At 70.3% G+C, this 23,714-nt stretch carries 19 protein-coding genes and 1 pseudogene; 9 read left to right on the top strand and 11 right to left on the bottom strand.

The features are described 5' to 3' along the window. Positions 1 to 207 precede the first annotated feature (207 nt). The 3 genes from ACFYO2_RS31775 to ACFYO2_RS31785 all read right to left on the bottom strand — a co-directional run bounded on the left by ACFYO2_RS31775 (position 208) and on the right by ACFYO2_RS31785 (position 6,805). On the bottom strand, positions 208 to 2,562 hold the full coding sequence (locus tag ACFYO2_RS31775) for a DUF4132 domain-containing protein (protein WP_388355851.1): 2,355 nt from the start codon (positions 2,560 to 2,562) through the stop codon (positions 208 to 210). Then, positions 2,559 to 5,069: a DUF4132 domain-containing protein gene (locus ACFYO2_RS31780; RefSeq protein ID WP_388355853.1), complete on the bottom strand. Its 2,511-nt coding sequence runs from the start codon at positions 5,067 to 5,069 to the stop codon at positions 2,559 to 2,561. Before ACFYO2_RS31780 ends, ACFYO2_RS31775 begins: the two co-directional genes overlap by 4 nt. A gap of 488 nt (positions 5,070 to 5,557) precedes the next feature. Further along, entirely contained in the window at positions 5,558 to 6,805 is a 1,248-nt protein-coding gene (locus tag ACFYO2_RS31785; protein ID WP_388355855.1) for an acyltransferase family protein, read from the bottom strand. A 336-nt stretch (positions 6,806 to 7,141) separates the two neighbouring features. On the opposite strand from ACFYO2_RS31785, the gene ACFYO2_RS31790 reads away from it, so the two are divergent. Then, a complete protein-coding gene (locus ACFYO2_RS31790) occupies positions 7,142 to 9,820 on the top strand; it encodes a glycosyl hydrolase (protein ID WP_388355857.1) in 2,679 nt (892 codons plus the stop codon). 426 nt (positions 9,821 to 10,246) lie between these two features. Here ACFYO2_RS31790 and ACFYO2_RS31795 read toward each other — a convergent pair whose 3' ends face one another. Continuing rightward, positions 10,247 to 10,756 (bottom strand): hypothetical protein, encoded by a 510-nt coding sequence (locus ACFYO2_RS31795; RefSeq protein ID WP_388355859.1) that lies wholly within the window; start codon positions 10,754 to 10,756, stop codon positions 10,247 to 10,249. A gap of 578 nt (positions 10,757 to 11,334) precedes the next feature. On the opposite strand from ACFYO2_RS31795, the gene ACFYO2_RS31800 reads away from it, so the two are divergent. Together ACFYO2_RS31800 and ACFYO2_RS31805 are read left to right on the top strand one after the other, a co-directional pair. Continuing rightward, positions 11,335 to 11,595, top strand: coding sequence for a hypothetical protein (locus ACFYO2_RS31800; RefSeq protein ID WP_388355861.1), 261 nt, complete (start codon positions 11,335 to 11,337; stop codon positions 11,593 to 11,595). A gap of 323 nt (positions 11,596 to 11,918) precedes the next feature. Then, on the top strand, positions 11,919 to 12,794 hold the full coding sequence (locus tag ACFYO2_RS31805) for a PhzF family phenazine biosynthesis isomerase (protein WP_388355863.1): 876 nt from the start codon (positions 11,919 to 11,921) through the stop codon (positions 12,792 to 12,794). Here the strand turns inward: ACFYO2_RS31805 and ACFYO2_RS31810 are convergent. Continuing rightward, positions 12,791 to 13,078, bottom strand: coding sequence for a hypothetical protein (locus ACFYO2_RS31810; RefSeq protein ID WP_388355865.1), 288 nt, complete (start codon positions 13,076 to 13,078; stop codon positions 12,791 to 12,793). The genes ACFYO2_RS31805 and ACFYO2_RS31810 overlap by 4 nt on opposite strands. Before the next feature lie 382 nt (positions 13,079 to 13,460). Here ACFYO2_RS31810 and ACFYO2_RS31815 point away from each other — a divergent pair, with 382 nt between their 5' ends. After that, positions 13,461 to 13,904 (top strand): hypothetical protein, encoded by a 444-nt coding sequence (locus tag ACFYO2_RS31815; RefSeq protein ID WP_388355867.1) that lies wholly within the window; start codon positions 13,461 to 13,463, stop codon positions 13,902 to 13,904. A gap of 151 nt (positions 13,905 to 14,055) precedes the next feature. Here the strand turns inward: ACFYO2_RS31815 and ACFYO2_RS31820 are convergent, their stop codons facing one another. From ACFYO2_RS31820 to ACFYO2_RS31830, 3 genes are all read right to left on the bottom strand, one after another. Next, positions 14,056 to 14,670, bottom strand: coding sequence for a dihydrofolate reductase family protein (locus tag ACFYO2_RS31820; RefSeq protein WP_388355869.1), 615 nt, complete (start codon positions 14,668 to 14,670; stop codon positions 14,056 to 14,058). A 290-nt stretch (positions 14,671 to 14,960) separates the two neighbouring features. Continuing rightward, the gene (locus ACFYO2_RS31825; RefSeq protein WP_388355871.1) at positions 14,961 to 15,578 is read right to left on the bottom strand and encodes a TOPRIM nucleotidyl transferase/hydrolase domain-containing protein; all 618 of its coding nucleotides are present in this window, start codon (positions 15,576 to 15,578) and stop codon (positions 14,961 to 14,963) included. Between the two features lie 100 nt (positions 15,579 to 15,678). Next, positions 15,679 to 16,116: a cupin domain-containing protein gene (locus ACFYO2_RS31830; RefSeq protein WP_388355873.1), complete on the bottom strand. Its 438-nt coding sequence runs from the start codon at positions 16,114 to 16,116 to the stop codon at positions 15,679 to 15,681. Between the two features lie 187 nt (positions 16,117 to 16,303). On the opposite strand from ACFYO2_RS31830, the gene nsrR reads away from it, so the two are divergent. The 5 genes and pseudogenes from nsrR (at position 16,304) to ACFYO2_RS31855 (ending at position 20,097) form a co-directional block, all read left to right on the top strand. Continuing rightward, entirely contained in the window at positions 16,304 to 16,744 is a 441-nt protein-coding gene (nsrR, locus tag ACFYO2_RS31835; protein WP_388355875.1) for a nitric oxide-sensing transcriptional repressor NsrR, read from the top strand. A gap of 94 nt (positions 16,745 to 16,838) precedes the next feature. Beyond that, the gene (locus ACFYO2_RS31840) at positions 16,839 to 18,032 is read left to right on the top strand and encodes a globin domain-containing protein (protein ID WP_388355877.1); all 1,194 of its coding nucleotides are present in this window, start codon (positions 16,839 to 16,841) and stop codon (positions 18,030 to 18,032) included. A 115-nt stretch (positions 18,033 to 18,147) separates the two neighbouring features. Then, entirely contained in the window at positions 18,148 to 18,576 is a 429-nt protein-coding gene (locus tag ACFYO2_RS31845) for a hypothetical protein (protein WP_388355879.1), read from the top strand. An 81-nt stretch (positions 18,577 to 18,657) separates the two neighbouring features. After that, positions 18,658 to 19,145: pseudogene (locus ACFYO2_RS31850) on the top strand (nucleotidyltransferase domain-containing protein); the annotation flags it as partial. A gap of 91 nt (positions 19,146 to 19,236) precedes the next feature. Next, entirely contained in the window at positions 19,237 to 20,097 is an 861-nt protein-coding gene (locus ACFYO2_RS31855) for an alpha/beta fold hydrolase (RefSeq protein ID WP_388355881.1), read from the top strand. 263 nt (positions 20,098 to 20,360) lie between these two features. Here ACFYO2_RS31855 and ACFYO2_RS31860 read toward each other — a convergent pair whose 3' ends face one another. The 3 genes from ACFYO2_RS31860 to ACFYO2_RS31870 all read right to left on the bottom strand — a co-directional run bounded on the left by ACFYO2_RS31860 (position 20,361) and on the right by ACFYO2_RS31870 (position 23,703). Then, positions 20,361 to 21,083, bottom strand: coding sequence for a VOC family protein (locus tag ACFYO2_RS31860; protein WP_388355883.1), 723 nt, complete (start codon positions 21,081 to 21,083; stop codon positions 20,361 to 20,363). Positions 21,084 to 21,235: 152 nt separating this feature from the next. Continuing rightward, on the bottom strand, positions 21,236 to 22,261 hold the full coding sequence (locus tag ACFYO2_RS31865; protein WP_388355885.1) for an amidohydrolase family protein: 1,026 nt from the start codon (positions 22,259 to 22,261) through the stop codon (positions 21,236 to 21,238). Positions 22,262 to 22,491: 230 nt separating this feature from the next. Further along, entirely contained in the window at positions 22,492 to 23,703 is a 1,212-nt protein-coding gene (locus ACFYO2_RS31870; RefSeq protein ID WP_388355887.1) for a glycoside hydrolase family 1 protein, read from the bottom strand. Positions 23,704 to 23,714 lie beyond the last annotated feature (11 nt).

Consider the following 23,714-nt stretch of genomic DNA (forward strand, 5'->3'; position numbering starts at 1 on the left):
TGTCGGGCTGGACCGGAACAGAGCGGCCGACACGCGCCCCGTGTATCCCCCTGGTCCACCCCGCCCCTGACGCCGCAGGGCCCGGACGGCCCCGGGCCCGCCGGCACAGCCCTCTTCACGGACACACGCCGATCATCTGCTCGGGCAGCCCGTGCGAGGTGAGCGGCCGGCCCGTCGCGGTCTCGTCCCGCAACGCCACGGTGGCCGTCAGGCACCTCGCTTGATCTGCGTGAGGATGGACTCGTCGGTGATCTCGGTGTCGGCGGCGAGCAGCAATGCCTTGCTGAGGATCAGCGAGAGCCGGTCGTCCCCGAACGGCAGGAACACCTTGCCGTCCCCCGAACGCCGCGCCGGGACGACGCACAGATAGCTGTCGTCCGGTTCCATCAGGATGTTGGCCGAGCCCAGGTGGATCTTGTACGTGCGCAGATCGCCATGGACGATCAGGAAGCGGTCGTCGAGCGAGCACCGGCCGGCGATCTTCAGGCGCGGAAGGATCCGCTCGAGCACGTCGCGGCGCGACGCGGCGCTCTCGGTCAGCTCGGCGAAGGACGCCCGCTCCCAGTAGATGCGCTCAGGGCCGCCGTCGATCCAGTCGGGATCGGCGGCGATCGAGGTCACGCCGACGAAGAGGTCCACGTCGCGCATCGCCTCGCTGAACACCAGCGGGGGCACGTCGGCCAGCGGTGCCTCGCGCCAGGCACCCTCCACACGGCGGTCGAAGCGCACCTGGTCGGTCGAGGCCAGTTCGTCGTCGCCCGCTCGGTCGGCCCAGGTGTGGAGGAAGCGGACCCGCCACTGACCCGCCGCCAGGGTGCGCTCGGCCTCGTCGCCGTCCCCGGCGTCCCAGGGGCCGAGCAGGTCGCTCTTCCATCCGTGGGCCCGGAACAGGGCGAACATCTTGCGGTAGTGCACGAGGTGCGCGGCGAAGCGGTTGGAGTAGACGCGCGTCAGTTCCTCGGCCGGGGTGAGGAGGTATATCTCGCGGAACGCCTGCTTGAACGGCTGCCGGATCCGCCGTTCGACGAGCAGGTCCCGCCAGGCCCGCACGGTGTCCGGCTCGGAGCGGATGGGGTGCCACAGCCGTACGGAGGCGTCGTCGCGCACATCGGGCAGATGCTCGTCCGTCTCGGGCAGTACGCCCCGCCACTCGCCGGGCGCGACCTCGATCTCCCAGATGAGCCGGCGTACGAGGGTCCGGGCGAGGGGGTGCCCAGCCAGCTCGGTGCGCCACCAGCCGTACGGGTGAACCGCCTCGACGGTGAAGCCACCCTCCAACGCGCGTACCAGAGTCGTGAGTTGGGCGTTCACCCGCTTCACCAGGTCGCGCAGCTCCTTGACCAGGGCGGCGTGGTCGCGGCGGACCGGCGCCGGGACGCCGCGCAGCGGGCGGCCGTCCTTCTCCCAGGTCAGCGTCGCGGTGTCGGTGACCATGACGACGGCCTGGTAGTCGCCGGCCGGCCGGCCCAGGACACCGCCCACGGCGGAGCCGCTGACGGATGCGGTGTCGAACTCCAACCTCGGCAGCCGTAGCGCCACTTCGGTGCGTTCGGCCAGGGCCGCGTCGACCTTCTTCAGCATCTTGTCGAGCTGCTTGGGCACCCCGGCGTGCCGGACGGTCCGGCGCACGGTGCGGATCGCGGTCACCAGCTCGGGCGTCGGGAAGTCCTGCGCGGCGCGGACCACCTCGTACAACAGGGCCTGCGACGGAAGCGTCTTCGCCGCCGTCGGGGCGACGGAGATGCCGGGCAGGAGCCGCTCGAACAGCTCCGGCAGCCAGGGCTCGTCGCACGACAGCGCCACCCGCAGGGCCTGTCCGAGCGAGGTGATCTCCCGGTCCGTGAACGCCTTGTCCGCCCGGTAGAGGATCTCGCCCGCCCGGATCGCGTCGGTGCGGTCGGCGGCCGCTTCCAGCGCGCGGCGGGCGAACGCCACGTAAGCGGGGTTGTCGGCCGACCTGCCCCACGTGTGCGCGAGCGGCGAGACGAATCTGTGGCCCCGGTCGATCTCGGACAGCAGCGCCTGTTCGGCCGGGGGGAGGCCGGCGATGACGGCGATCTCTTCCGCGACGATGGGGCCCACATCACGGGAGAGGCGCTCCACCGCCGCGCGCAGTGTTCCGTCACCGGCGAGCCCCGCGACCGCCAGTAGCGCGTACGGCTGGCGCACGGTGTCCTTCTCCAGCCACAACCCGACCAGGCGGCGGGCCGGTCCGGACACGTCGGGCAGCGGCCCCGTGCAGCGCTGCAGCGCACCCAGGCCCAGGGTGAGGTCCGCCCAGCCGTGCTCCTCGCACTTCGCGACGAGCGCCTGGAACATCCGGCGGCACGCGTCGGGTGTATAGCGCGGCTGCCGTTCCCCGGCCGCGTGCTCGACCGTGAAGCGGACCGTCATCATCGCGTGCGGGGCCGAGGCGTCCAGGCCGTAGGCCGCCACGAGGAGGCTGCCGAGCTCCTCGTCGGAGACCTGCGACAGATCGGGGTGCCTGTCGTTGTCCTCAAGGTGCTTGAGTGCGAAGTCCGGTTCGGTCAACGCGCGCATCAGCCTGGCGGCGAGGTTCATCGGGCATCCCTCTTGATCTGGCGGAGGATGGTCTCGTCGGTGATCCTGGTGTCTGCGGCGAGCAGGAATGCCTTGCTGAGGATGAGGGAGAGCCGTTCGTCCTCGAACGGCAGGAACACCTTGCCGTCGCCCTTGCGGCGCGACGGGACGATGCACAGGTAGGCGTCGTCGGGCTCCATCAGGATGTTGGCCGAGCCCAGATGGATCCTGTACGTGCCCACATCCCCGCGGACCACCAGGAAGCGGCCGTCGAGCGAGCACCGGTCGGCGATCTTCAGGCGCGGCAGGATCCGTTCCAGTGCCTCGCGGCGGACCTCGGCGCTCGCCGTCAGCACACCGAACGTGGCCGTCCGCCAGTACACGGCGTAACGGTCCTCGCCCCGGTCGGCCCAGTCGGGGTCGGCGGCGATCGAGGTCACGCCCACGAACAGGTCGACGTCGCGCATCGCCTCGCTGAACACCAGCGGGGGCACCTCCGCCAGCGAAACCTCCCGCCAACGTCTGCCGTCCCGCCGCTCGAAGCGGACCTGGTCCGTCGCGGCGTGGTCGGGTGCGTAGCCGCCGCCGTCGTCGTCCGCGGCGGGCTCGTGGTGGAAGCAGGCCCGCCACTCGCCGTCGCCGAACTCGGCCCGCGCCTTCCCGTCGTAGCCGCCCTCGTGCCGGCCGAGGAAGTTGGCCTGCCAGCCGCGTTCCTTGAACAGCGCGTAGAGCTGCGGGTAGTGGACGATGTGGGCGGCGAACCGGTTGGAGTAGACGCCGGTCTCCTCCTCCGCAGGGGTGAGCAGGTAGATCTCCCGGAAAGCCTGCTTGAACGGCTGCCGCAGCCGCTCTGCGACGAGCCGCTCCCGCCACGCCCTGACCTCGTCCGCCGACGCCCGGATGGGATGCCACAACCGGACGCGCCCGGGCTCGCCGGACGGCTCGGCCATCGGCGCCACCGCGCGCCACTGGCCGTCGGCATCCCCGACGTTGTGGAACTCCCAGATCAGACCGCGGACGAGAACGCCGGTGACCGGATGGTCACGGTAGTAGCGGCACCACTCGTCGTACGGCCACTCGCGCCCGGCCGACATCAGCGCCTCGACGCGGGCCCGCTCGGCCGACAGTGTCCCCCGCACCTCCTTGGCCAGGGCCTTCAGCTCCTGAAGTTCGTCCGGGAAGCCGTCCTTCACTGCCGCCGGAGCGGTGCGGGTGGTCCCCCCGTCGGGGCGTGTGAAGGTGAGCCGCACGGTCGCCGCGTCCTCGATCGCCACCCGTACCCGGTAGCCGCCCAACTCGCGCTCCAGCGAACCGTCCGACGCCAGGCCGTGGTCCGGCACGCTGCGTTCAATGAGCTGCTCCGGTGTGATGCCCTGCTTCCCGGCAGCCGTCACCAGCGCTGTGTCGAGCTGCTTGCGCAGGGCCCGGTGCTTGATCCGGGACCGCAACCGCCACAGAGCCTCCAGAGAGGTCGGATCGCCGCTCTCGGCCAGCGCGTTGATCGCCGCGCCCGCGAGCTTGAGGTCCTCGATCAGGCCGTTTCCGTGGCCGGCGGTCCGCAGGGCAAGCGCGTCGAGGTGCCGCACCGCGGCCGGGCCGCCGGTCAGCGCGGCGGCCCAGACGACGCCGCGCGCCAGGTCCCCGTCCTTCTGGTGCACGACGTAGTGGTAATGGTGATCGCCGTGGATCCAGCCGGTGTGCGCACCGCTTCCCGTGCTGCACAGCGGATCGTCGCCCGCCAGCGACCGAAGGACATCGGCCACGAGGTCCCGCGCCGACGCCGCGTCCGCCCGTTCCAGGCACGTCCGCCGCCACCTCTGCGTGGGACGCGGCCCCGACGGGATCGCCAAATGCCGTACGAAGCTTGCCAGTTCTCGCGTCGGCGAGGTCTTCGCACGGTCGCGCAGCGGGGCGGCCCAGGGCGCGTCGGCGGGGATGAGTCCCTCGGGGATGTGCGCCTCGTCCACGCTCGCGAGCAGCGCGCGCAGGCGCTGGACGAGCGAGGCGCGCAGGCGCGCCTCGACCGTGGTGTCCATGAGTTCGGTGTGCGCGTGCCGCAGCCAGGGCATGACCGCGCGGCGGCCGTCGGCGTCGAGCTGGTCGGCGACGTTCAGCACCGGCTCCAGCGCATCGGCGAACAGATAGCCCCTGGCGTATTCGGTGACGCGGAGCAGCATCACCGCGACCTCGTCGGGCGTCCAGCCGGTAACCCGCGCGATCAAGGGCTCGATCTCGGCGTCGTACTGCCAATAGCTCGTGTTGTCGAAGCGGGTGGCCAGCATGAGGCACAGGACCGCGGCCCTGCCCTCCTCGTCCGCGCAGGCCGCGAGCCGCCCGTCGATCTCGGCCTGGGTCGCCGCGCCCGCGGCCCTGGATCGCCGGTGCTCGTGCCCCATGGACCGACGGAACTCGGTCCGTTGACCTTCCAGGAGGTCGACGAGCCAGCGGACGCGGCGGAGCGCGTCGGACCTCACGTCGTCGAGCGAGTCGTTCCTACGGGATTCGGCCACCAAGGCGTCGTACAGCATGGCGGGATGATGACAGAGGGCACTGACAACGCCATCGACTCAAGGGATCCTCACCTCTGTTCATGTGAGCTCCCGGGTCCGGCTACCGGTGGCCCGGAGGTGGCCCACGCACGGCGTGCGGGGCGCGAGCCGCATCTCGTCGCGCGGCGCCCGAGGTCGAGCGGCGAGCGGTGATTCGACGCGTCCGGCGGGAGAGTGTGCAGCCGTATGCCCTCCCACACGCGCCAGTAGGTGGATGAGCGGACCGCTCCCCGCGCTCGTTGCGCGGGCGGCGCTCGGCGCGACCGGACCCGGGGCGGCGCAGCCCGCGAGCGGGTCGAAGGAAGGACAGCATGCCGGTGGTCACCACCACCCGGTCCCTCGCCGCCCGGGAAGGGCGCAGCGTATGGCGGCGGGTCCTCTCAGCTGTCTGCGGATCCTCGTCAGACGACCCGCCCCCGGCACAGGCGCCGACGGACACGGCCCGACGTTCCCTCATGAGACGCCGGTCACACAACTGGGGAGCGAGCCGGAGAGACGACCGGCTCCAGCCGGCGCACGCCGTACCGGCTGCGTCGCAGCAGGGGCCGTTCGACAAGGACGTACGAGGCGAGCGCCGCCGCGACCGTCGCCGCGAGGCCGGCGCAGAGCAGTCTGCCGCCGTCCACGCCGAGGTCGGAGAGCAGCCGGATGACAGGGTAGTGCCACAGGTACATCCCGTAGCTGAGGTTGCGCCCGACCCAGGCCAGCGCGGACACCGACAGCAGACGGGAGAGCCATGACTGCGGGCTCAGATCCAGCGCGGCCACCACCGTGGCCGACAGAACGGCGGCGGCCAGGATTCCGACCGTGTACCACACGGGGTTCCACCCGCTCGCCTCGGTGATCGGTACCTGCCAGGCGATCAGCCCCAGCAACGCGAGCGCGGGCCAGCAGAGCCGTCCCGCCCATCGGCGCAGCAGCGCCAACCGCGGGTCGTCGGCGCGCAGTCGGGCCAGGACGACGGCCAGCAGAGCCCCGACGAGGAGCTGGTCGGCGCGGGTGTCAGGGCCGTTGTAGATCCGGTGAGCCGCCGTGGGGTCCCAGAGAACCATGCGCCAGAGCACCGGCAGGACGCACAGCGCCGCGACCCAGCCCAGCACCGTCCGCGCCGTCGCGTGCCGTAGCAGCACCAACAGCAGGAGCGGCCAGGCCACATAGAACTGCTCCTCCACCCCCAGAGACCAGGTGTGGCTGAGCGGCGCGGTGAGGTCCGAGTACGGGCCGGGCTGCCCAGCCCGTACGAGATTGGTCACCGAGGCCGCGGCCAGCGCCGCCGCCACCCACGCCCCGTCGAACAGTGGCAGCGGGAGCGCCACGGACAGCAAGGCGGTGACCGCGCACACCACCAGCATGGCCGGCACCAGCCGCAGCCACCGCCGCCGGTAGAACGACCGCAGGCCGATGCCCCCGGTACGGGCGTACTCGGCGACCAGAAGCCGGGTGATGACGAAACCGCTGAGCGTGAAGAAGACGTCCACGGCCACCGACCCCCCGGGCACCGGATCCGGCTCCACGTGATACACGATCACCAACACCACGGCGACCGTCCGCAATCCGTCCAGCCCCGCCACCCGCCCGCCACGCAGTGCCGACGAAAAGCCCCGCCCACCGCGTCTGAGCCGTTGCGCCGATGAGGAAACGAGAGGCGGCGCCGCTCGCACGCCCAGGCTCTGCTCCGTGGCCTCGTCTACCGTGCTCGGGTGGGGGGTGTTCATAACGGCGGCGCCTTCCCAGCGCAGCAGAGATCACACCAATTCTCATGTTCCGCACAGGTTCAGCACCGCCTTCCGGCCGCCGAAGCAGCGGCGCGGGCTGCCCGCGCCGCTGCCGGGTCCGCGAGCCGAACGTGTCGAACGCGTCGAACGCGTCGACTGGGCAGGTCGATTCACTCAAAATGTGTGTTCCCCCCTCGCCGGTCCGCTCAGCAGAACTGAAAGCGAGAGGCAAAACCTGACAGGTGCTGGCCAAGATTCGGCAAGCATCGGGGTGAGCCCTCGCGGGCGTGATCAGGTCTCCCGACGGCTGTATCAATGCCCGTTTGGGAGGACCTGGTGTCAGCACCAATCCGCAAGGCCCGTAAGAGACGATGGTTCACGATCTGTGCCATCACCGCATCCGCCGCGCTCGTCGCCCTACCCGCAGGCGCCGCCCCCGGCCACGACAGCAGCCCGTTCGGGGCTCGCACCCTTACCCAACTCGCCTACCAGCGCGATCGGTCGACAAGCAGCGTCACCGCTGAGGCTGTCACGCAGGACGGTGACGGCGATGACGGCGATGACGGCAACGAGGCCGACGAGATAGCCGAGGGCGCCGACCAGTACGCCGAGGCCCGTACCTCGCCGGGCATCGTGGCACCGGGCGCGTACGGTGCCGCCTGGAGCAGCCTGAACAAGCTGCCCAGCACCGGCGGCAGTTGGCGCAACGTCACCGATCTTCCCTACAACTCCGACGACTCGCGCTACCGCGACTACGACTCCAACTCCAGTGGTGGATCCGGATATGTGACGGGCCGTATCGCGGCGATGGCTGCCGACGACGACGGTTATGTCTACGCGGGCAGCGCGGGAGGCGGGGTGTGGCGCTCCCAAGGCGGCGGCGGGCGCTGGAAGCCGATCAGCGACAGGCTGTCCTCGCAGTCGACCGGGGCACTCGCGCTGGACGGCGGGGGCCGGCTGTGGCTGGGCACCGGCGAGGCGTCCACCAATGCGGACGCCTATCTCGGCAGTGGCGTCTACGTCCTGTCGAACCCGCACGACGGTACCTTCTCCTCCCGCAGCCGGGTCGGCGGGGACGAGCTGGAGAGCACCACGATCCACGAGCTGCGCTTCGGCGGCGGCAAAGTCTGGGCGGCGACCAGCGCGGGTGTGTGGAGCCACTCCGCGAAGAAGTACAGCGGCGCCTGGAAGCTGGAGTTCGCACCCAACCCCGGCTATCTGCCCGGTGGTTCGCTGGCGAGCGATCCCGACGCTCCGTACAAGAACATCGCCAACGACATCGCGATCGACCCGAAGGACCCCTCGAAGGTGGTCCTGGCGGTCGGTTGGCGCAGCGGTGACGACTACAACGGCTTCTACACCAAGGACTCCGACGGCACCTGGACGCGGATCACCAGTGGCCTGGGTGACCTGCCGTCCGACGCGGACGACGTCGGCAACGTCACCTTCGCCCGCTCCGCCGACGGCTCGCGCTACTACGCCATCGACCAGTCCCCGGAGCAGCTGAACACCAACCCGGACAGCGGCCTGGAGGGCATCTACGTCTCCAAGTCCGGCTCCCCCGCCGGTCCCTGGACGAAGATCGCCGACTACAAGGGCCTCGCCTCCGACGGCTCAGCGCTGACCTCCAGCGGCTACATGCCCGGCGTACAGGCCTGGTACAACCAGTTCCTGACCGTCGACCCGGCCGACCCGGAGCACGTGTACGCGGGACTGGAAGAGGTCTACGAGACCAAGGACGGCGGCAGCACCTGGTCGACGGTCGGCCCGTACTGGAACTTCGGCTTCTCCTGCTGGAACATCGACCCGGCCAAGCAGACCGGCGACTGCCACCAGACCACCCACTCCGACCAGCACGGCGTCGCGATCGGCCGCTACCACGGCAAGAGCTTCGTGTACGTGGGCAACGACGGCGGCGTCTACAAACGCCCCGTCGACGGCCGCCAGGACGCCTCCGGCCACGCCACCGACTGGACCTCGCTCAACGACGGCACCATCGACACCCTCCAGTACTACTCGGTGGGCATCGGCAAGGACGTCGACCACGGCGGCGTCTCGGTCACCGGCGGCCTCCAGGACAACGGTCAGTCCCTGCTGCGCAGCAATGACACCGTGATGGGCTCCAACTTCGGCGGCGACGGCGGCGACACCCTCACCGACCCGGCCAACGGCTGCAACATCGCCGAGGAGTACGTCTACCTCGCCGTCCAGGTGACGCAGAACTGCGCCGTCAACGACGGCTCCTGGGTCGACGATCCCAGCAAGATCACCTCGTACTCCGTCGCCCCGCCGGACAACGAGACGGGCGAGGCCCGCTTCATCGCCCCGCTCGCGGCCGACGCCAAGAACAGCTCCACCTGGATCGCGGGCGGCCGCCATGTCTGGGTGCAGACCCACGGCTACGCCATTCGCAGCGGCGACGAGTGGACCAGCGCGTACGACCTCGGTGCGGGACACACCGCCACCGCCGTCGCCGCGTCCGGCGGCAAGGTCTACGCGGCATGGTGCGGCCCCTGCAACAACCAGGGCTTCACTCGTGGCATCGCCGTCGGCAACGCGGACGGCACCGGCTGGCACGACATCACGCTCCCGGCCACCGGTGCGGCCGGCACCGTCCCCAACCGCTACCTCAGCGGATTCGCCATCGACCCCACGAACGCCGACCATGTGTACCTCACCGTCAACGGCTTCTCCCGGCATTGGACCGAAGGGCCCGGTGCCGGTGTCGGCCACGTCTTCGAATCGAAGGACGGCGGCACCACCTGGACCGACATCTCCGACAACCTCCCGGATGTGCCCGCCGATTCCGCGGTCGTCACGCCAGGCGGCGGCCTCGCCGTCGCCACCGATCTCGGCGTCGTCTACCGGGCCCCGGGCCGCACGACGTGGCAGCGCGTCGGCTCCCTTCCGGCGGTCGCCGTGCTCCAGTTGAAGCTCAGCCCGAACGGAAGGACCCTTTACGCGGCCACTCACGGCCGCGGTATCTACACCATCGGCGTACGCGGCCTCAAGTAAGCCACACGCCATGAGGAGGGGATCCCGGAGCGGCTTCGCACTCCGGGATCTCCTTGGTGACGCGGCCGACGAGGCACGACTGCGGTGAGAATGTCATGAGTCGGGTTCGGTCGGGTGCTCGGGACCGGTGAGCTCACATGCCGGCGCGTAGGGCGGGATCGTCCAGCGCATCGTTGTCCGGCCTCCGGCACCACGTCCAGGAGTCACGGGATGGACCTGCCCGAAACGACGTACCGAGAGCGGCGACGAACGTACGTCTGCGCAGGACTCAACCTCCAAGGAAGACACGGAAGTTGCCCGGATTACGGCTGGGCCGACTTGTGAGACAGTGCGCCGATCTTCGTACGGTTGCGCCGAACTGGACCCGGTGCGGCGGCAGTGAGCGTGAGCGTCGGTGTTACTCCTCATGTCCCGCTTCCAGAACCTTCAGGCGTCAGGGCCGGCGGCCTGCCCATCACTGTCGGCGGTGGTCTCGGCGGACGGCCACTGCGCCAACGAGATCATCCCCATCACCCTGTGGATCAAGTAGCCGGCCAGCGGCAGCTCCGCGAACACCGCGAGCGCGGCCGAGAGCCAGACGTCCGAGGTACCGAAAGCGAGCGACACGTCGAACCAGGCGTCACAGATCAACAGCACCGCCGTCGCCAGCCCCGACACGATGACGAAGCGGTGCCGCAGCCAGCCGAGAATCACGGTGGACGCCATCGCGACCACGAGCAGGACGTCGAATCCCACCCAGGTCACACGCCACTGGTGAACCTCGTACCCGGACGGCAACGTGAACGCCAGCAGGACGGTCCACGGGACGAGGCCGATGGCACAGACGGTGAGCAGCTCCAGGGTGTGCCTTCGATGACGCCGTACCCGCTCGAGCAGGTCGGCCGAGGGAGCGGGTGCCACAGCCCCCTCGCGGGTACCGGCGTGCGCGTCGCTCACGTCGCCTGCTCCGTTCTCGTATGTTCCGCAGGGACACCGGGCGAGGGTGCTCTGCGGGCGTCCAGGCGTCCAGGCGTCCAGGCGTCCAGGCGTCCGGTGATGATCCAGCAGCCCCGCCAGGCTATCCGCCCGCGCCTGCCGCTGTCAGGCACCGGCTGAGGGAGGGAAACGTCGGCGCCCAAGACCATCATCACGGCGACGACGAGCACCCCAGGGAAGCTATGACGGCTTGAGCAGAACCTACGGCTGAGCTGGGCCCTCGGCGGAGGCCGTGGCGTCGGCGGTCCCCACACGGCCCACGGCCACCCGCAGCGTCACCGCAGCCCCTACTCCCGCCGCCACACCCCAGGTCAGGGCGGCGGGGACGCCACCACCGAGGCCGCTCGGACAGATACATCAGGTCCCACCGCAGACCCTGGCCGTCCAGCGCCACCCGCAGCAGCCGGCTCGCCAGCAGCCCGAGGACGGTCGCACAGACCGCGCCCGCGACGTCCTCGGCTGACCGGGCGTCATTGACGGGGGCTCGCCAATGGGTCCCCCTCCGTCATGGCGGCCCCCGCTGTGCAATGGTTCGGCTCATGAGTAGCGACTACGACCGCATCCGCGCCGGCATCGAGTTCATGACCGCCTACGTCTCCGGAGACGACCTGCTGTCCACGTATGTCGCCGAACGGCGACGCGAGGACCCGATGGCGACCGAGGCCCTCATGGACGGTACCGCGGCCCTGTGCGCGCAACTGCTGCGAACGATGGCCCGGATGACCGGGAAGAGCGAGCACGACATCCTGCAAGAGCTTGCCCGTGGGACCCATCGGCACGAGCAGCAGTCCGGCGACTGACGGGCTCCGTTGTGCGAGGTCGGGCGGGCGTTCGTACGGCGACCGCCGCCGACGGGCGACGCGAGGACGGGCCGCCCGTTGCTCATGGCCGAAGCGGCCGGGCCACGAGGCTCACACGCGGGTGCCGACCGCGATCCCGTCGGACCGCGATCCTGTCGTCGCCCGCCACTCGCAGGTTCGCCCGCCGGATGATGGGCAGGCGCCGCTCGTCAGGGTGGGTCAGTGTCGATGTGGGGCTGGTCGCGTAGGCCCTCAAGGCGCGCCATCTCCGCCTCCGCCCACGTCCAGGAATAGCCGCGGGCCGGGCCCGCGTTGCCGCGTGCATGACGACGAATGCGACGCGGCCCGAGGTGCTCCGATACACCGCCTTCTCCAGTGTCCCCGACGGCGGAAACCCCGCCGGAATCGTTCTGGACGCCACGGCCCTGAACGACAGCGACATGCTGGCCATCGCCGCCGACCTCGGATACTCGGAGTCCGCGTTCCTGACCGCGCCCCCGGAGGGCCTCGGCGGCCAGGAGGGGCGGGCGTACAGCATCCGTTACTTCAGTCCCAAGGCCGAGGTGCCGTTCTGCGGGCACGCCACCGTCGCGGCCGCCGTCGCGCTCGCCGAGCGGATGGGCCCCGGCAAGCTGGTGTTCGCGACGCGCGCCGGCACCGTGCCCGTGGAGGTGGCCGAGGAGGGCGGGACGGTCAGGGCCACGCTCACCAGCGTCGAGCCGCACATCGAGGAGGTCGCCGACGCCGACCTCGCGGAGGCGCTCGCCGCACTCGGCTGGCCGGCCGCCGATCTGGACCCGGCCTTCCCGCCCCGTATCGCGTTCGCGGGCGCCCGCCATCTGGTTCTCGCGGCGGCGACGCGCGCTCGCCTCGCGGATCTCGCGTACGACTTCGCGCGCCTCGAAGCCCTGATGCACCGCCTGGATCTGACCACGGTCCAGTTGGTGTGGCGGGAGTCGGCCACGGTCTTCCATGTCCGTGACCCGTTCCCCGTCGGCGGCGTCGTCGAGGACCCGGCGACCGGCGCCGCGGCCGCCGCGTTCGGTGCGTACGCCCGTGAACTCGGCCTGGCCCCCCAGGAGGCCGTCCTCACCCTGTACCAGGGCGAGGATCTGGGCCGCCCCGGCGAGCTCACGGTGACGCTGCGCGCGGGTGACCCGCGCGTCCGTGTCAGCGGCGCAGGAGCCCGCATCAGCTAACGCGCCGGCCATGACGGCAGTGCAGGCGCGCGTCTACTGCCCGCCCACCGCGCCGACGACCTCCCCGTCAGCGCGCGCTTGCGCACCGCCCACCCGGCCGCATCGTGCACCAGTCCCTGCCGGGACCGCTCCGCGAGATCACCCGCGGCCAGCGAACCCAGGAACACCCCGCCCTCGGCGAGCACCGCCGCGTCCGCCTCCGACACCCGCAGCCGGTCCCGGATCGCCACCCCGGCCGGGCCGGGCGCCACGAACGACGCCGCCACCTCCCGCAGTCCGCTCACCCGTTCACCCCCGCCCGGCCGAAGATCCCCGTCACCGCAGTCAACGAGCAGCCCCCGCAAAGGTCACCCATTCGACCCGAGAACTCCCGTTCCCCTGCCGAAACCGCAGGCCACAGCACACCCCCGCCGGCGGACCCTCCTGGCGCGCAGATGAACCACCGCATCCAGCCCCGGCACTCACTCACGCTCACCAGAAGTCACTTCTGCTCAGAACAGCTGCAGCAGTTCCCAACCCCTCAGTCGGCCATTGAGTGCGCCGCCTGGCAACTTCGCCGCTCAGAGTCGGCCGGCTCGGCATGCCATCCGGAGGAGCTGCGCCGAGGCCTTATGAGTACTGGAACTCATGTGCGAGGTCATTCGCGTTGGGCAGACTGTGGTGTCCATGACGGATCAAGAAGGAGTGAACGTGGGACAGACGAGGAAAGCTCTGGCCGCGGCGGCGCTTGCGGCGTTGGGGCTGATGGGTGTGGGGGCGGGGCCTGCCGCCGCATCGGCCGGTGATGTCTTATTGCCCCACCCTGGTCCCGAGGGCTTGGTGTGGGTGGAGGAACGCACGGGAGATGGCGGTCTTGTGTCGGGGGGCGCGTGGGAAGGGCTGCCGACCGTACTCACCGTGGCCTGTGAGGGTGGCGGCAGCGTGCGGGTGACGATGGAGTCCCAGCAAATGGAGGTTGCCGCGTTCTCGGTCGATTGTCCGGCCGGAGATGCGGCGGTGGGCTCGGTAACCATGGAGGCCGGCGTGGTTCGTCCGGGATCCTTCTCCGTGGCTGTCGACGCTTCGACGGAGTCGATTCGGTGGGCGCTGACCGTGACACAGCCGGAGTAGCCGTCTGCTGCCCTGTGGTCACCCACCCGCGGGCGGGTGACCACGCGTCGGCCCTCACCAGGTACGGCAGGAGACGGTCCGGGTCGACCGTCGGTCGATTTTTTCTGTCACGCTGGGTGGCTGCCGGGGTTCGGGCCTCGTCCGTGCCTCGTCACTTCACGAAGCGGTACTTCAGGTGGGTGGCGAGGGGGGTGTCGACCACCCTGGCCGGCTCGAGGTTCAGCCGCGTCGCGCCCAGTCCTTCGAAGAGCCGCAGTCCCTCTCCGAGGAGCGCGGGCACCACGTGCAGTTGCAGCTCGTCGATGAGCCCCTCCCTGAGGTACTGCTGCACCGTGCTCGCGCCGCCCGCGATGTCGACGTTCCTGTTCCCGGCGGCTGCCTTCGCCTGGTCGAGGGCGCTGTGGATGCCGTCAGTGACGAAGGTGAAGGTGGTGCCGCCCTCCTTGACCAGGGCCGGCCGGGGGCGGTGGGTGAGCACGAAGACCGGGGCCCAAAACGGCGGGTTGTCGCCCCAGAACTCCTCGCCCGTGTCGTACATCATCCGGCCCATGACCACCGCTCCGGTGGCATCGAACCACTCGCGCATCAGCTCGGAGTCGCGGTTCTCCTCGCCGCCGGTCATGCCCTGGCGCTGCCGCCAGCTCGCCAGGTTGTGGATCCACTCGAAGAGCGGTTCGGCGCCGTCGCCTCCCGGGTTGTCGAGGGAGACGCCGGTGCCGGCGACGTAGCCGTCGAGGGAGATGGCCATGTCCGCGGTTACGGTCACGATGGGGTGCTCCTCAAGTCCTGGTCCTGGGACGTACTGCCTTCGCTCTCACGTCGATCGGGAACCGGCGCATTCGACACGGATCTGCCCTCGCTCCCGCGAAGGACCGACTCGACGAGATACCGGCCGGTGACGCATCGGGCGGGGCCATGGCGGAAGCGCGGCCAGAGCCGGCTGAGGCACTCGGTCACAGTCACCGATGGATGGCCGTCGGCGCCAGTCGGCCATCTCGGACGGTCGTGGGACAGCAGAATGCTCGAAGTGGCTGTGCGCGCGCTGTCGTGTGTCGGTCACAGGCTCCTGAGGAGGTCGTCGAGCGGGGCCGGAACCTGGCCGGGGTCGAGGGCCTCCACCAGGAGACGGCCGTAGCGGATCTTGCGGCCCTTCTTCGTGCCGAGGAAGCGCCGCAACTGCTGCCGGCGGGGCCGACCGTGCTGTGCGGGCTGGTGCAGGAAGGTCTGCCAGGCCCGCAGGTCGCCCTCGGCCCGGATGGTCTCCTCGACACGCGCCGTGCCCAGCGCGCGGATCAGCTCGTCCTCCAGGTCCGCGACGCACACGAAGAAGTCCCGGTGCGGCACCCGGGCCCGCTTCAGGCCGCGGTCGTAGAAGCGCTTCTCGCCCTCGTCGCACAGCCCCGCCAGACGCAGGCCAAGACCGGGCGGCCCGAGAAGGCCGGCGTAGCGGCCGACACTCATAGCCCCACCCATCGGCACCACGCACACGCCTTCGGCGGCCAGGTCCCGGCCACGGCGTACGGCCAGCGCCTCGACGGCCGCGAGGTCACTCGGGCCTTCCAGCAGCACCGCCGTCCGCAGCCCGAGTTGCACAACCAGATCACTCGCCGGTTCGCCGGGACCGCCGGCCGCCCAGCGGCTGACCGCGTCCCTGAATGCGTGCATGTCCGCCATGAAGCGAGTCTGCACGCCCGCCGACCGGCACGGAACGGAATATTCGTCGGCCCCGCTCGACGTGCCCGCGGCCCTCAGTTCGTGAGCGCCAGGCACAGGGTCATGCGCCGGGCTGCGTCCTGCCGGCGTCCCGGTCCCGGCTTTCGAGGGGCTGGATCCGCATGCCGGGTCGGCGCCGGTGGACGGTCAGGTACGACATGCCCTGCTCGCCCGCGAGCAGGCCGCGGGTGGAGCCGTGCGGCAGCCAGGCGAGGCTGCCTGCGCCCAGAGGGTGCGGTCCCTCAGGGGTGACCAGGGTGCCGTCGCCGGCCACGACCAGCAGGAGCACGTCCAGGTCCGGCTCGGCATGGGTCTCGACGCGCTGTTCGGCCGGGATCCGGACGATGTTGGCGTCGAGTTGCCGGCCGGGCTCCGACAGCCGCCACACCGCGCCGGTCGATGCCGGTCCGAACGCCTCCAGTGTTCCGGTGTCGAACAGGATCCGGGGCACCGGCGCCCCATCGGCCGGGTCAGAGGAGTCGCCGTCCGCCACAGTCACCGCTGCCACCATCCGATGCGCCTTGCCTTGTCCATGTGCCTTGTCCCTGTGCCTTGTCCATCGCCGGAACGGACCCCCGTCCTGCGCCGGGAGAACGCCGGAAAGCACTGGCCCGTGACGCACTCCACACGCACGCGACCACCCTTCAAATAGGAATCTAGCATTCGTATTTGCTAACGTCCGGGTTGTGCGACTGACGAAGTTCACCGACCTGGCGCTGCGTTCCGTCATGCGTCTGGCGGTCTGCGCCGACGACGAGCTGCTCACCACCCGCGAGGTGGCCGAAGCCATGGACGTGCGACCTACGCACGCGGCGAAGGCGATCACGCGCCTGCAGCACCTGGGCGTGGTCGAGGCCCGGCGCGGCCGCGGGGGCGGTCTCGCCCTGACCGGCTTCGGCCGGCGAGCCTCGGTGGGCTGGCTGGTGCGGGAACTCGAGGGCGAGGGCGAAGTCGTCTCCTGCGACGACCCGCCGTGCCCCTTGCGCGGGGCCTGCCGCCTGCGGCGCGCACTGCGCGACGCCCAGGAGGCGTTCTACGCCACGCTCGACCCGCTGACCGTGGCCGACCTCGTCACCTCGCCCACCGGGCCGGTGCTGATCGCTCTGGCCGGCCCTTCCCCGCAGTAGCCAAGCCCCTGGCGCACACTCCGGCCATCGGGACCCATGGGCGCGGTCACACGCACATCAAAATACGAAGATCATTTACCTATTAGGAGTCGCGGTGCTTTCCGAGCAGTCTGCTCCCGTCGTCCGGGCCACCCTTCCGGCGGTGGGAGCCGCCATCGGGGACATCACCGAGCTGTTCTACCGGAAGCTGTTCGAGGCCCATCCGGAGCTGCTGCGGGACCTGTTCAACCGAGGCAACCAGGCCAACGGAGATCAGCAGAAGGCACTGGCCGGCTCCATCGCCGCGTTCGCGGGCCTGCTGCTGGACAAGCCCGACGCCCGCCCCGACGCGATGCTCGCGCGGATCGCGCACAAACACGCCTCCCTCGGCATCACCTCCGGCCAGTACAAGGTCGTCCACCGTCACCTTTTCGCGGCGATAGCCGACGTACTCGGCGACGCCGTCACCGACGAGGTCGCCGCAGCCTGGGACGAGGTCTACTGGCTGATGGCCAACGCACTGATCGCCATCGAGGCGCACCTCTACCAGGAGGCGGGCGCCGCGGACGGCGAAATCTGGCAGCGCATGGAGATCGCCGAGCGATGCCAGGAGACGCCCGATGTCGTCTCCCTCCTCCTTCGGCCCACCGACGGCCGCCCGGCTGCCTCCTTCCGGCCGGGCCAGTACGTCAGTGTCCAGACCGAACTCGCTGACGGTGCCCGGCAGATCCGCCAGTACAGCCTCTCCGGCGTCCCCGGCCGGCAGCATTGGCGCATCAGCGTCAAGCGCGCCCACGACGCGGCGAGGCCGGACGGCGAGGTCTCGACGTGGCTGCACGAACACGCACAGCCGGGCGACATACTGACCGTGTCGGCGCCGTTCGGCGACCTGGTCCTGCCCGAGGGCGACGGCCCGCTCCTGCTCGCGTCCGCGGGGATCGGCAACACACCCATGCTGGCCATGCTCGGCCACCTGGCCGCCACCGGCTCCGACCGCCCTGTCATCGCGATCCACGCCGACCGCTCCCCCACCGACCACGCGCACCGCGCGGAGCAGCTCGGCCTGGTGCGGGCACTGCCGAACGCCCGCCACCACCTGTGGTACGAGGTGCCCGGCGACCAGGCACCAGAGGCAGCGGCCGGACAGGCCGACGTGAGCAGCCTGCACCTCCCGGCAGACCTGACCGCCTACCTGTGCGGGCCGCTGCCCTTCATGCGGGCGGTGCGTGGCGACCTGCTGCGGCGCGGCGTGCCCGCCGAGAGGATCCACTACGAGGTCTTCGGCCCGGACCTGTGGCTGGGCCAGTAGAAGCCGATCCTCCAAGGCGGTGGGACCAGGCCTGCGGAGGCGACTGCCGCACCGCGAGCGGAGACCGTCTCCACACCAACGGGAAGAGATCGCACGAGAAAGAGGTGCACCGCGTATGAACGCCACTTCGGCGGCCGTGGCCGCCGCGGCCGTCTTCGTCTGGCTCGGGATGGTGCTGGCCATCTCCTTCCTGGAAGCGCCGCTGAAGTTCCGGGCGCCCGGCGTGAGCGTCCGGATCGGACTCGGTATCGGCCGCCTCGTCTTCCGCGCGCTCAACCGCGCCGAAGCGGTCCTGGCCGTCGTCGTGGTCGTGGCGGTCGCCGCCGGCGGCCCCCCAATGCCTGTCCTGGTTCTGACGGTCGTCGCCGTCGCGCTGCTGGTAGTGCAGATCGCCGCGGTCCGGCCCGTCCTCAACCGCCGCTCCGATCGCGTCCTGGCGGGCGAGGACGTCCCGCGCTCCCGCGCTCACCTGGTCTACATCGCCTGCGAGTCGGTCAAGTTGGTGACGCTGCTCGCGCTGGGCACCGCCACCCTGGCCGCGTGAACGACCCGCACACAACGGCTCCCGCCGGGCTCACTGGCGGTTCGTTCGGGCAACAGGCGCTGGACTAGCCTGCCTCCCGTGATGACAGCCGACGACGTACTGCACGTCCTGGCCCTGTTGCGGCGAGCGGAGGCAGATGTCTGGGTCGCCGGCGGACGGGGAGTCGACGCTCTGGTCGGCGAGCAGACCCGAGACCACCGCGACCTGGACGTGATGCACCGTCAGGACCAGGAGGCCGCTGTGGTGGCGGCCCTCGCGGAGGCGGGCTTCGTGCAGAGCCTGGACTGCAGGCCCATCCGATTCGTCGTGACGGCTCCGGACGGGCGGGAGATCGACCTTCATCCACTGGTCTTCGTCGAGGACGGCTCGGCAGTACAGGCGTCACCCGAACCGGAGCGTCCTTTCACCTATCCCTCCTCGTGCTTCGTCACAGGCGTGATCAACGGGACGCCTGTCCCGTGTCTGTCCGCCGAGCAGCAGGTCTACTTCCACCAGGGGGACAGCCGTCACCACGCGACCGGCACGACATGGCACAACTGCGGCGCGTCTTCGGGATCGCCACGCACTTCCGATCCAGCATCGCAGGTGCGCACTTCGCGTTCGACGGAGATCTTTTTAATCCGGTGTTCGAAATGCCGTGTGCCCCTACAGTGAAGCCCGATGACATTCCTTCATGCTCATGACTACGGGGGCGATGGCCCTCAACTCGTTCTACTGCACGGCTACGCACGATCGCTCACCGACTGGGACTCCTCGGCCGCCCTGCTCGCCGCCGGGCACCGTGTCCTCGCCGTCGACCTTCCCGGGCACGGCCGCTCCCCCGGCATCTCCCCCTGGTCCATCCCCAGCGTGGTGGGGCACATCGCGGACACGCTCGACGCGCATGGCGTGCCGGAGGCCGTTGTGGTGGGCCATTCCCTCGGCGGACTGGTCGCGGTCGAGTACGCCCGGGCGAACCCAGACCGTGCCCGTGCCCGTGCCGCCGTGAATCTCGACGGCTTCTGGTGGGGGCGCGAGTACCCCGGTGCCGAACGGGTGAGCGAGTTGCTGGTGGCGTCGGCCGGGACCATCGCGCCACCCGAGTACATCGAGGAGCAGGTCAGCAACTCCGCCCGGCTCGGGATTCCCGCCGACCGTGCGGAGGCCGCCGCCCGCGCGGCCGCACGCCTGTTGCCCGACGGCAGGTGGCAGACGCTGCCGGCACGGGCGGAGACACTGGAGATCCTCGACGAACTCCACAGGCTCGGTGCGCTCGGTGTCACCGCATGGCTCGACGGGATCGGCTGCCCGCTGCTGCTGGTACAGGCCGGCCGACGGCCACCGCCTGCGCCCGGCATGGAGTGGTTCGGCGAATTCAGCGCGCGGTTGGCACGAGGAGTCTCCGACGAGCTGGCCGCGCTGTGCAGTATCCGGCCGACGATCAGCGTCAACCGGATTGACGCCACCCATCCCATGATCCTGGAGACTCCGGAAGCGGTGGCGACGCTGGTCGCCGAGTTCGTTCGAGGTCTGCCGGACTGACGAATCCGGCACAGCTCGAACCCCGTTCTCGCCCGTTTTCACCGTCGCTCGAATGCGGGCTCCAGCAGCCCCGTTGACCTGTTTGCGCAGATCAACGGGGTGGGTTTCACCAGCGGTCGCGGACGGGAGCATCCACGTCGTCACGCACGAGGGCCACCTCCAGGTCCAGGTCTCCGAGCAGCCCCTCCCGCAGCGGCAGCAACGCCTCGACTCGGCGAACTGAACTGCCTGGGGATTGCGCCGGTCATCGGACCCTGATCGTGCTATCGGGGCGTCAACACCCGGAACTCGTTGCCGTCGGGATCGGCCATCAGGACCGGGCCGGCCTCGCTCTGGGCGGTGTCGATTCGAGTCGCCCCGAGGGAGAGCAGTCGGTCGACCTCTGCCTGCCGATCACCGTGGGCAGGTGGAGCGAGGTCGAAATGCAGCCGGTTCTTGCCTGTCTTCGGCATCACCGGTGGACCACCCCACGTGATCTTCGGACCGCCGTGCGGCGAGCGGATCGCGGTCTCCTGGTCCTGATCCCACACCAACGGCCACCCCAGCGCCTCGCTCCAGAAGTACCCGACTTCCTGCGAACCGTCACAGGCCAGTGCTCCGATGAATCCGCAGTCGGCGAGGAAGTTGTTGCCCGGCTCGATGACGCAGAACTCGTTGCCGTCGGGGTCGGCGAGCACCACATGCCCCTCCTCCGGGCGCTGGCCGACATCGATGTGCCGTGCGCCAAGCGCCAGCGACCGGGCCACCGTCTGCTGTTGGTCCTCAAGGGATGTGCTCGTCAGATCGAAGTGCATCCGGTTCGGGCCGACCTTCCGCTCCCGGGTCGGAAGAAAACGGATTCTGAACCCGGTGTCGTCACTGGGCAGGAGCACCACGTCGTCGTGGGAGTCGTCGGCCATCTTCCAACCCAGGACCCCGGACCAGAACCGCGCCAGACCCAGCGGCCGGCCCGCGTCGAGGCAGAGCGCGTGGAGGTGACAAGTCATTCCGTCGGCATCTCCGATCCGCTGGCTCACAGCCGCCGACAGGGCCCGTTCTCCTGTCCGCGAGGAAGGCAACGTAAAGCGCTCGGGAACTGCCGTGCAACGCAATTACGGTGGTCATCCCTCCCGGGCTACCGGAGGTCATGGCCACGGCGTCAGGCAATGACGCGGCCGCGCAGGATGACGCGGCTGGGATGGGCCAGAGCGGAAGCGTCGAGCGTGGGGTCGGTCTCGTAGGCGACGAGGTCGGCCGGGCCTCCGTCGACGAGGCCGGGCAGGCCGAGCCAGGAACGGGCCGACCATGACGCCGCGCCCAGGGCCGCTTCGGCCGGCAGGCCCGCACGGACCAGCCACTCCACCTCCGAGGCGACGGTGCCGCACGGGAAGCTGTCGGTGCCGGCCAGGACGGTGACGCCGGCCTCATGCGCGGCCCTGACGTTGGGCAGCATGGCCTCCCAACCGGCCAGCCACCAGTCTCGAGCGGCGCTCGGCTCCGCGGCCCGCTTGCTCTCGGCCCCGGCGCCGAAGACGCTGAGCGTGGGGACGAAGGCGGTGCCCTGGGCGGCCATCCGATCGATCAGTCCCGGGTCCAGGTGCATGCCGTGCTCCAGGCTGTCGACTCCGGCCACAACGGCGTTGCGACTGCCCTCGCTGGTCTGGCAGTGCACGGCCACCCGGCCGCCGACGGCATGAACGGCCTGCACGACGGCGGTGAGGATCTCCAGCGGCAGCGCCGGCTCGTTGTGCTTCCAGTCGCCGATGACTTTGCACCAGCCCGAGGATGCCTGGGCTTCCTCCACTGCCGCACGGACAAGGCCGGACTCGCTCACGTCCCGCCCCAGGCCGGGAAAGAAACGGCCGGGGGTGGCCAGCCAGCGGCCCGCCGAGCGGACGCGCGGCATGGCCGGATCCTCGTCCACCCAGGCCGGGATACGGGCGGCCGATCCGGGAGTGCGCACCAGCAGCACCCCGGCGTCACGGTGATCGGTCAGGTGCCGGCGAAGCGTCTCGTCCCCGAACGGATCCTCGAGGCTCTCGGTGCCGGGGTGGGTGTGCGCGTCGACCAGGCCGGGCAGCAACCAACCGCCGTCGACGACGAGATCCGCACCCGGGACAGGCTCGGTCCTCAACCGGTCTCCGTCGATCCAGAAGGACCGCTCCTCCCGCTCCGGCAAGGCCATTCCTCGCACCCGCAGCACCACTGGCGATCGCCCCCTGGAACTCCCCTGCGCATTGGTCGATTTCGCTGATCCTACGGGCGCTCGAGGCAGCAGAACCTCGGCCGTCGGGCAGCCGCACGGGCGGACCGCTCAACGAAGACTCGTCCTTCGAAAAGGCTTCAGCCGGAGCGATCAGGGCAGTTGGTGTCCTCCACGGCAGGGTCAGTGCAGGTAGGAGCCGCACGGGTCGATCAGGAGGTGGCTCGGGGCAGTACGCCGACGCGGGCGAGTCCGCCGAGCCAGGCGGCCGAGGGCTTGGGGGTGCGTTGGAACGTGTCGGGGTCGACGGAGATGAGGCCGAAGGTGGGTTTGTAGGAGCCCCATTCGTAGTTGTCGAGTGCGCTCCAGTGGAGGTAGCCGTGTATGGCGAGGCCGTCCTCCAGCGCGGCGGCGACTTCCTGGAGAGCTCCGGTGGTGTAGGCGATGCGGCGTGTGTCGTCGTCGGTGGCGATGCCGTTCTCGGTGACGATCAGGGGGACGTCGCCGACGATCTCGGCGGTGTGGCGCAGGGCGTATCCGATGGCTTGATGGTAGTACTCCCAGCCGGTGAGGGTGCGTTCGGCGTTGTCGGGCGCCGGGATGGGGCCGTCGACGGTGATCCTGGTGCGGGTGTAGGACTGGACGCCGATCCAGTCGTCGTCGCGGGCGGCTTCGATGAAGACGTCTTCGCGGGGGTGGCTGTAGGCGGCGGTGGCGGCTTCGGCGCCGGGCAGGGCCTGGTAGACCTGGTTGGCGATGGACCAGCCGACCTGGATGTCGGCGGAGATCGCCTTGACGGCGGCCGTGGCGCGGTGGTGGGCCCGGATCAGGGCCTCGGTGGTGGCCTTGTCGGGGAGCGGGAGGCCCGCCGCGGGGGGTGCATCGGTGCCCAGTTCGCGGATGGCGCCGGCGACCGCGATCATGTTGGGTTCGTTGATGGTGCACACGTGCCGTACGCCGGTACCGATGACCGGCGCGGTCGCCCGCACGTACCGCTCGAACAGGTCCACCGCCCCGTCCGCGGTCCAGCCGCCGCGCTCGGCGAACCAGCGCGGGACGGTGAAGTGGTGGAGGGTGACCATGGGGCGCAGGCCGCGTTCGATAGCGCCGTCGACCATGCGCCGGTAGTGGGCGATCTCGGCGCGAGAGAAGTGGCCGGGGGCGGGCTCGATGCGGGCCCATTCGATGCTGAAGCGGTAGTCGGTGAAACCGAGTTGGGCGAGCAGGTCCATGTCCTCGCGCCACCGGTGGTAGCTGTCGGCGGCGTCGAGGCTGGGCTCGGCGATGGCGCCGCCACTGTGTTCCATCTGCCACCAGTCGCTGTTGACGTTGTTGCCCTCGATCTGGTGGGCGGCGGTGGAGGCTCCCCACAGGAAGCCGTCGGGGAAGCGGAGACCGTCGGCGGTGACGTTCACGGCGGGCATGACTGAGCCTT

The organism is Streptomyces sp. NPDC006602 (assembly GCF_042870385.1).
Taxonomy (GTDB): domain Bacteria; phylum Actinomycetota; class Actinomycetes; order Streptomycetales; family Streptomycetaceae; genus Streptomyces.